The sequence below is a fragment of the Patescibacteria group bacterium genome, assembly GCA_024654625.1.
In the GTDB taxonomy this organism is placed as follows: Bacteria; Patescibacteriota; Minisyncoccia.
The window spans coordinates 1-6,684 of sequence record JANLHB010000041.1 but is presented as its reverse complement, the minus strand read 5'-3'; the positions used below and the strand labels follow the sequence as shown (position 1 = coordinate 6,684).

Below are 6,684 nucleotides of genomic sequence, written 5' to 3'. Positions count from 1 at the left end.
TATAGGCCAATAAAATTTTAAGAATTTCTTAACCCATTTTTCAGAAAAAAAACTCGCAAAAGGATATTTTCTATAAACGTCTTTTATATCCCTTGGGTGAACCAAAAAAGCAAAACCGCCTTGTTTTTTAAAACGAGGTAAACGTCTTATTGATAAATCTCTGAAAGCGTGAAAGATTAAAATTACTGTTTTCACCCTTAAATTATACCCCATTCTGTCCCCTTTAAGCAAAAATAAGTGTTTAAAACATTCTTTTCCATTAAACGACTCAATCCGCCGCGGCGGATTGAGTCGTTTAGATAAAGTATTTTAGTCTCTCTAGCTAGTTAGTATTAGATATATCCTCAATTTCTGACAAGTCATCAATAGAAAGATTCTTTAAAGTCTTATCTTTAATAAATAAAAGTTTATCAGGTTCTATTTTTTTCACAAAATCAATATCATGAGAGATAACCAACAACGCACCTTCATAATCAGAAAGAGCTGAGATTAATTCCTGTATAGTCTCAATATCAAGATTATTTGTAGGTTCATCGAGAATTAATAGATCAATCGGAGAAATAGTTATCATTGCGCAAGCAAGGCGAGCTAGCATACCGCCACTTAATTTTTTTGCTTTCTGATCAACGTCTTGCTGGGTAAAAAATAAATACTGGCCTAAATGTTGTCGTATATCCTCAATAGGAGCATCTGAATATAGTTGCATATTTTCAAGTACTGTTTTTTCAGAGTTTATAACGCTATATTGCTGATCAAAATATACAATTTTTGTCGAATTGTTTATTTTTGCTTCAGGTTGGAAGTGATATGGCCTCATTCCCAAAAGAGCTTTAATGAAAGAAGATTTTCCTGAACCATTTTTTCCAAAAAGCACATATCTATCCCCTACATATTGATCAATTATAATATCCTTAATTAGACACACATCATCTATATATAAAGAGCTCGAGTCTAAAGAGTAAATTTTTTTCTTTTTTGAATCGGTCACAATGGATGCTCTTAGCTTTTTCCTTTTTGGAGTGTGTATTTGTAGTAGATCTTCTTTTGTTTTATCTAATACAGCTTGAAGTTTTTTTGCGTTTTTACCAGCAAAGTCAGACGCTTTGTCAGCAAGATATCCTCGGTCATGTGATGACATACTCTTATCGCTGGCTCGTTTTTTACCTCTCGAAGCGGAATGAGCTTGCCTTTTATCTTCATGCTTTATAGTTTTGTGTAATTTATTTACCTTTTTTCTTAAACTTTCTCTCTGTCTTTCGGCCCCACTCTCTTTTAACTGATTTTCTTTTTTATATTCGTCATATGTTCCTTGAAAATTCCTGATTGAATTATCTTCTACTATCCATAATCTATTTGCTAAATTATCTAAAAACCAAATATCATGAGACACAAAGATGACCGCTCCCTTAAAGTTCCTTAGAAGATTAAGGAGTATCCTGCGTGCGGAATAATCAAGATGATTGGTAGGTTCATCTAGAAGTAGAATATCTGGATTTGATAAAAACCCAATCGCAATCTGTAGTATAGTAAATTCCCCTCCTGATATATCTTTTAAATACACATCTTTAAAAGATTTTTGGAAGTTCTTTTCCAGAAAAATATTAATCTTATGAAGCGACAATTTCTCTTGATCCAAAAATTCTTCAATCGTAATGTCTTTTATATCCTCTGGAATCTGAAGCACCTGTGAGACTAAAGACACCATTCCTCGCACATCTAAAGATCCTGACAAAAGATCAGTGTTACCGCATATTGTCTGCAGGAGACAGGTCTTACCTGACCCATTTGGAGCCAAGATTCCAACTCTATCATTAAGATTTATACCACCAGAAAATTTCTCTATAAGAGTCTTAGAATATCCGATATCTGCATTTGAGAAAGTGATTATCTGTTTTACCTTATTCATGATTTTTTAATTATAATATATATTTGATATTTTTTCTTTAATTGTAATTAAATAAGGGTAGACCGTAGTCTACCCTTATTATAAGCCTCTAGGCTTATACATCGAACTCGCCGCCTTTGACACCTTTTACGAAGGCCTCCCACTCACCGCGAGTGAAAAAGAGGGTGCGTTTGCTGTGGTCTTTGGTGTCTCTCACGGCTACACCCTCAGGCGTTAAAGCGACAGAGACACAGAAGGTTATAATCCTGCTGTAGCTCGATTTCTTGAAAGTCGAATCACTCACTAGAAACATAAATTTCTTTCCCATTGCCAGTTCCTCCCATATGGTTAAATTACTGTATCTATCAATATATCTTTTATGTTAATAGAGATTTCTCCCTAATTGCTTTAAAAGATCTCCTTCTCTACTTTCATAATAACAACCTAGTTCATTTTGTCAATCTGTTCAATTTCTGCCACTTATTGCCCTATTTAAAACCAAAAATATATTAGCGACTACTCTCCCATCGAAATAAATATTTTATTGATCGTCTCTATGAATTTGTCCGGGTTTATGTGTATCTCGTTATGTCCTCCCTCCACTAAGTAGAAATCTTTTACTTTGGCCTTCTTGGCTTGTCGTCTAACCTGACCTACTGGGAAAATTATATCATCTTTATCCACGACAATAGCTACTTTTACACCATTCTTCTGGATATTTCTTAACAGGTGAAATATCTTGAATCTGGATATGCCTATAGCTTCTCTAAAGGCCTGTATCGGGTTTCCTAAAACATATCCAGCAACTCTAAATACATACCTGACATATATCAGAAATTTTCGAGTGGTCTCAATAGTTACTGGCTCAAAAAGGGTCTCCGAGAGGAACCTTTTTACCAGCTTACGAAAGCTGTCATTGTACATCATGCCGCTCGGGTTAACCAAGATTATATTTTTAAATTTCTCAGGTTTTAAATAGGCCGCGATGATAATGTTTATAGCCCCCTCCGAGTGGCCGATAGCGTCCACTCTATTTACCCCTTTTTGATCAAGAAGATTAATAAACGAATGAGCTTTCATATAGCCGCTTGCCGGGAAGCCGTCTTGGTAGCCTTTTATATTATCAAGGTGAGCATAATCGCAAGCAAAAACTCTCCTCCCTGTTATCTTAGCAATAGAAAAAACGACGCTCTTAAGCGCCTCTAGTGTCTCTCCCCAACCGGAAGAAAGGAGGATGGGAGTGGTATTATCATCAAGATTTATATCCACCACCTTAATAAAACCCCCCGGGGATCTTATCTCTTCCCTCTTTAAAAACTGCTCTTCAAATGACGACATGTATACCCCCAATTATACTCCACTTCACAACCTTTAAGCAATCCGCCGCGGCGGATGTGTATGAAAATCCACAGTTTCCCGCCACAACCCAACGGCTATTCTTCCACGACACCCCACTTACCTCTACTTGACTTTAAATTATCTTGGTATATATTAAGTGTATATCAATACGAAAAAGGACCCGAACGGTGTCAGTGCCTAAGGGGCCTTTTTCTTTTTATTTATACTCGATTTTTGATTTAATCTGCGTATTCTCTAAATAATCAAAGAATTCTGAGCCTAAACTCTTATACAAAGAAGAAGCGAACTCTCTATTAGGAAAAAGTATCTTTTTAAATTTGTCTTTTTTCATTAAATAATCAACCATCTTTTTATAATCGCCATCGCCAGATATTAAAAGGAATTTATTAAAATCTTTATTATCGACAAGATTTTTCATTACCTCAAACACAATATCAGTATCAACATTTCCTTTCTTTTTTGCCTTAAGATTTGAATTGTGCTCTTTAAATAAAACGATGAACCCTGCTTTTTGTAGATTATTATAAAGATCTTGTTCTTCTTCTGAAACATATCCTAAAAAATAATATGCTTCCACTACATTATATTTATCTTTCAAATATACCCTTAATCTATTATGATCTACTTTCCATTTGTTTTGAGTAGTTCCAAGATGAAGATTTTGTCCGTCTATAAACGCTAGATTATTCTCTCTTAACATATCCCCCAATTATACCAAAACTATCAAAAAAGAGCTAAGGTTAGGTGTTTAAAACATCCCTCTCAACGGCTCAGTCGGCTGAGCCGTTTAAAAAGATAATATTTTATTTCTTCATCAGCGATAGCATCTTCGCATACCCCTTATTAACATCCTTCGTTCCCTCTTCTATTGTATTTAGTCCATACTTGGCTCTTCTCCTATCAAGATTTTTTCTATCCTGGACCGGCTTTACTACTGCTTTACCATCCTTAAATATAAATTGTGTACCAAATTTCTGCTTCTTGCCTTCAGCTGATAAGATTCTATCCACGAGAAAAGCCAAATTTTTAGGATAAGCCTGCTTGTTTTCTACAGCCTTTTCTAAAAGAGCTAGGCACTTCTTTTGAAATTTTATATCTCTATCAGAGTGTTGTACCAGGAGCCAAAAAGCGTCGGAGGCTCTCTTGCCAACTAGACCAAAGGTGGGCCAACCATATTTTTTAATAATCTCTTTTGATTCTATAATATTTTTAGTATCGCAATTATAAATACGCTTAGCCAATCTCTTATTCTGGCTGTCGTTTATAAACTGCTTTCTTGCTTTCTGGTCCGTCGAAGCCATCTTTAAGATCTTTTGTTGTAATTTCTTATTTTTAATTTTAAAACTCATAATTTTGTTCACTAAATTCTAAAGATTAGATCGCAACTCTTTTGTGTTTTATATTTTTTTATATACCTATTGTAAGCCTCCTTATAATACCTTGTCCAATTGTCCGGATGGCTCTCTGGAATATAACTCTTGCCCCATTTTTTCTTTTCTCTGCTTATTCTTCTTTTATCAGCTTCAGCGAAGTCAACATCAAGATAAATCGTCTTGTCCCATATTTTACTTATTTTGTGCTTCGGATGAAAAAGGAAAATTCCGTCAATAACTAAAATTTTCTTTGACAAATCAAACTCCCTTAATGAGCCGAGGTCATTTTTATCATAATCATAAGTCTTCACCTTTAATATCCCTTTATTTTCTGTTTTGAAATTAGTAACCAACTTTTCAAGTTCGTCATAACGATACCATTTATATTCAAAAACCTGCGATTTATCTTTTGCTCTATCGATCATCTTTTTTCTAACTTTCCAATGATTGATAAAATCATCCAGGTGGATTACTAGCACATCAGGATTTCTCTTGGCGATAAAGTCAGCTACGGTCGTCTTACCGGAACCGGCGTAGCCATCAATAGCTATTATAAGTTTAGCATAATCTTTTGACCAAGCTTGTATATTGTCATTTATCTTCTTGGCTATTCGTTCCGATTTTATCATTCTTATATTATATACGATATTAAAGGTTTTTTAATTCCCTGTATTTTTTTATAGTATCTTTATAACCATCCCTCATATCCAAATCATTAACCTCATCCAATAATACCCATTTATATTCTACATGCTCATCACTGCACTTTATTTCTTCTTCATCTGTAAAGCATTCGTAATTTAGTAAGACAAATTGATAATCAGCGCCACCGGATTCAACTGAGAAAGTCCAAGCATGAACAATACCTCCGACTTTTACTTCATTAAAACCGAGCTCTTCGTTAAGTTCTCTCTTAAGAGTATCTTCCGGTTTTTCGCCAAAATCAATTTTTCCCCCAGGCAGTTCCCACTTCCCCTTACTATCCTTAACAAAAAGTATCTTACCGTCACGATAGATAATAGCCTTAGTAGTTATCCTTTGAATTTGATTATTATTTAACACAAAGAAAATACTTTCTATAGATTATAAAAACTTTTTTCATATGACAGGGTCTGAATTAAGGCATTTCGTAAAGATTCTTCAAGACTTATTTCACGTAAAATAATACCCCCCGAATAACTTCCCCATGTGTCATTTGAGAGACCATATTCTTCTTCGATTACCGTCATGGCATCACAATGCTCCATATTAAGTTCTTTCATTTTTTTCAATATATATTCGGGTACCGTTAATCCACTTGAATACCCAATGTATTCTTTGCCATTTTTTGCAATAATATAACTCCATGCTTCTTCAAAAACCTGTCCATACCTTTCAACCAATCCACTCTCGAGTCCAACGCAAAAATCAGCATTTTTATTATTTCTTTGGCAATCAAGGGCGCGATTTCTTGCCCCGTCAAACGTCTCTTTATTATAGGGTGTTTCAGGAACTCCGGAAGCCGCGTTGTGGGCCACAATCTTCACTTCCTCATTATTGAAAATTTGCTTAAAAACTTTCTCAACAACATCAATTTTTCTTTTACTTTTTGACCCTAAAACAATTTTCATAATATTTTTTGATAAAGTTACTAACTACAATTAAAATTTCTTTTTATATTTTAAGATTTCTTTATACGCAATCTTTAAAAACTCTTCAAAGGTTTTTTCTTGTTTTATTGATTTCTTGTAGATATTTTCTACAAAAGGATCTTTTATGGGCCTTATATTATATAACATTTTATTTTTGATAAACGGCTCAACCGGCTGAGCCGTTTAGATCTCTTTAACTATTCCAAAAGTTCTCCTATTCTCTTTGTCACCACTTGGGCGGATCGCTTCATGTCTTCGTAGGAGTCCACTTGTGGTTCGTGAGGATTGTTTGGCACCACTTCGGGCAGAGAAAACGGTGCACCGGCGGAAATGGGCGGAAATGGGGTCAGCCACCATTCTTTGGTCTTCCAACACCTCTCAGTGTTTGACCAAGCTTAAACTTATCTACCATCTTCCCTATCCATATATTATCACC

General features: G+C 34.8%; 9 protein-coding genes. All 9 read right to left on the bottom strand.

What is annotated here, in order from left to right; all coding sequences use genetic code 11:
• A partial coding sequence (locus tag NUV40_04315; protein MCR4343084.1) for a hypothetical protein occupies positions 1-195 on the bottom strand: 195 nt, incomplete at its 3' end.
• Positions 196-322: 127 nt separating this feature from the next.
• On the bottom strand, positions 323-1,906 hold the full coding sequence (locus NUV40_04310; protein ID MCR4343083.1) for an ATP-binding cassette domain-containing protein: 1,584 nt from the start codon (positions 1,904-1,906) through the stop codon (positions 323-325).
• 94 nt (positions 1,907-2,000) lie between these two features.
• On the bottom strand, positions 2,001-2,213 hold the full coding sequence (locus tag NUV40_04305) for a DUF397 domain-containing protein (protein MCR4343082.1): 213 nt from the start codon (positions 2,211-2,213) through the stop codon (positions 2,001-2,003).
• 188 nt (positions 2,214-2,401) lie between these two features.
• Positions 2,402-3,223: an alpha/beta hydrolase gene (locus tag NUV40_04300; GenBank protein ID MCR4343081.1), complete on the bottom strand. Its 822-nt coding sequence runs from the start codon at positions 3,221-3,223 to the stop codon at positions 2,402-2,404.
• A gap of 217 nt (positions 3,224-3,440) precedes the next feature.
• A complete protein-coding gene (locus NUV40_04295) occupies positions 3,441-3,944 on the bottom strand; it encodes an NYN domain-containing protein (GenBank protein MCR4343080.1) in 504 nt (167 codons plus the stop codon).
• 103 nt (positions 3,945-4,047) lie between these two features.
• Entirely contained in the window at positions 4,048-4,593 is a 546-nt protein-coding gene (locus NUV40_04290; protein MCR4343079.1) for a hypothetical protein, read from the bottom strand.
• Between the two features lie 11 nt (positions 4,594-4,604).
• A complete protein-coding gene (locus NUV40_04285; protein MCR4343078.1) occupies positions 4,605-5,246 on the bottom strand; it encodes an AAA family ATPase in 642 nt (213 codons plus the stop codon).
• Positions 5,247-5,265: 19 nt separating this feature from the next.
• The gene (locus tag NUV40_04280; GenBank protein MCR4343077.1) at positions 5,266-5,679 is read right to left on the bottom strand and encodes an NUDIX hydrolase; all 414 of its coding nucleotides are present in this window, start codon (positions 5,677-5,679) and stop codon (positions 5,266-5,268) included.
• A 14-nt stretch (positions 5,680-5,693) separates the two neighbouring features.
• Positions 5,694-6,227, bottom strand: a complete 534-nt coding sequence (locus NUV40_04275; GenBank protein MCR4343076.1) for an inosine/xanthosine triphosphatase — start codon at positions 6,225-6,227, stop codon at positions 5,694-5,696.
• Between the last annotated feature and the right edge of the window lie 457 nt (positions 6,228-6,684).

Coding starts and splice junctions, on each gene's coding strand:
- NUV40_04310 (MCR4343083.1), bottom strand. CDS start 1,906: ATGAATAAGGTAAAACAGATAATCACTTTCTCAAATGCAGATATCGGA.
- NUV40_04305 (MCR4343082.1), bottom strand. CDS start 2,213: ATGGGAAAGAAATTTATGTTTCTAGTGAGTGATTCGACTTTCAAGAAA.
- NUV40_04300 (MCR4343081.1), bottom strand. CDS start 3,223: ATGTCGTCATTTGAAGAGCAGTTTTTAAAGAGGGAAGAGATAAGATCC.
- NUV40_04295 (MCR4343080.1), bottom strand. CDS start 3,944: ATGTTAAGAGAGAATAATCTAGCGTTTATAGACGGACAAAATCTTCAT.
- NUV40_04290 (MCR4343079.1), bottom strand. CDS start 4,593: ATGAGTTTTAAAATTAAAAATAAGAAATTACAACAAAAGATCTTAAAG.
- NUV40_04285 (MCR4343078.1), bottom strand. CDS start 5,246: ATGATAAAATCGGAACGAATAGCCAAGAAGATAAATGACAATATACAA.
- NUV40_04275 (MCR4343076.1), bottom strand. CDS start 6,227: ATGAAAATTGTTTTAGGGTCAAAAAGTAAAAGAAAAATTGATGTTGTT.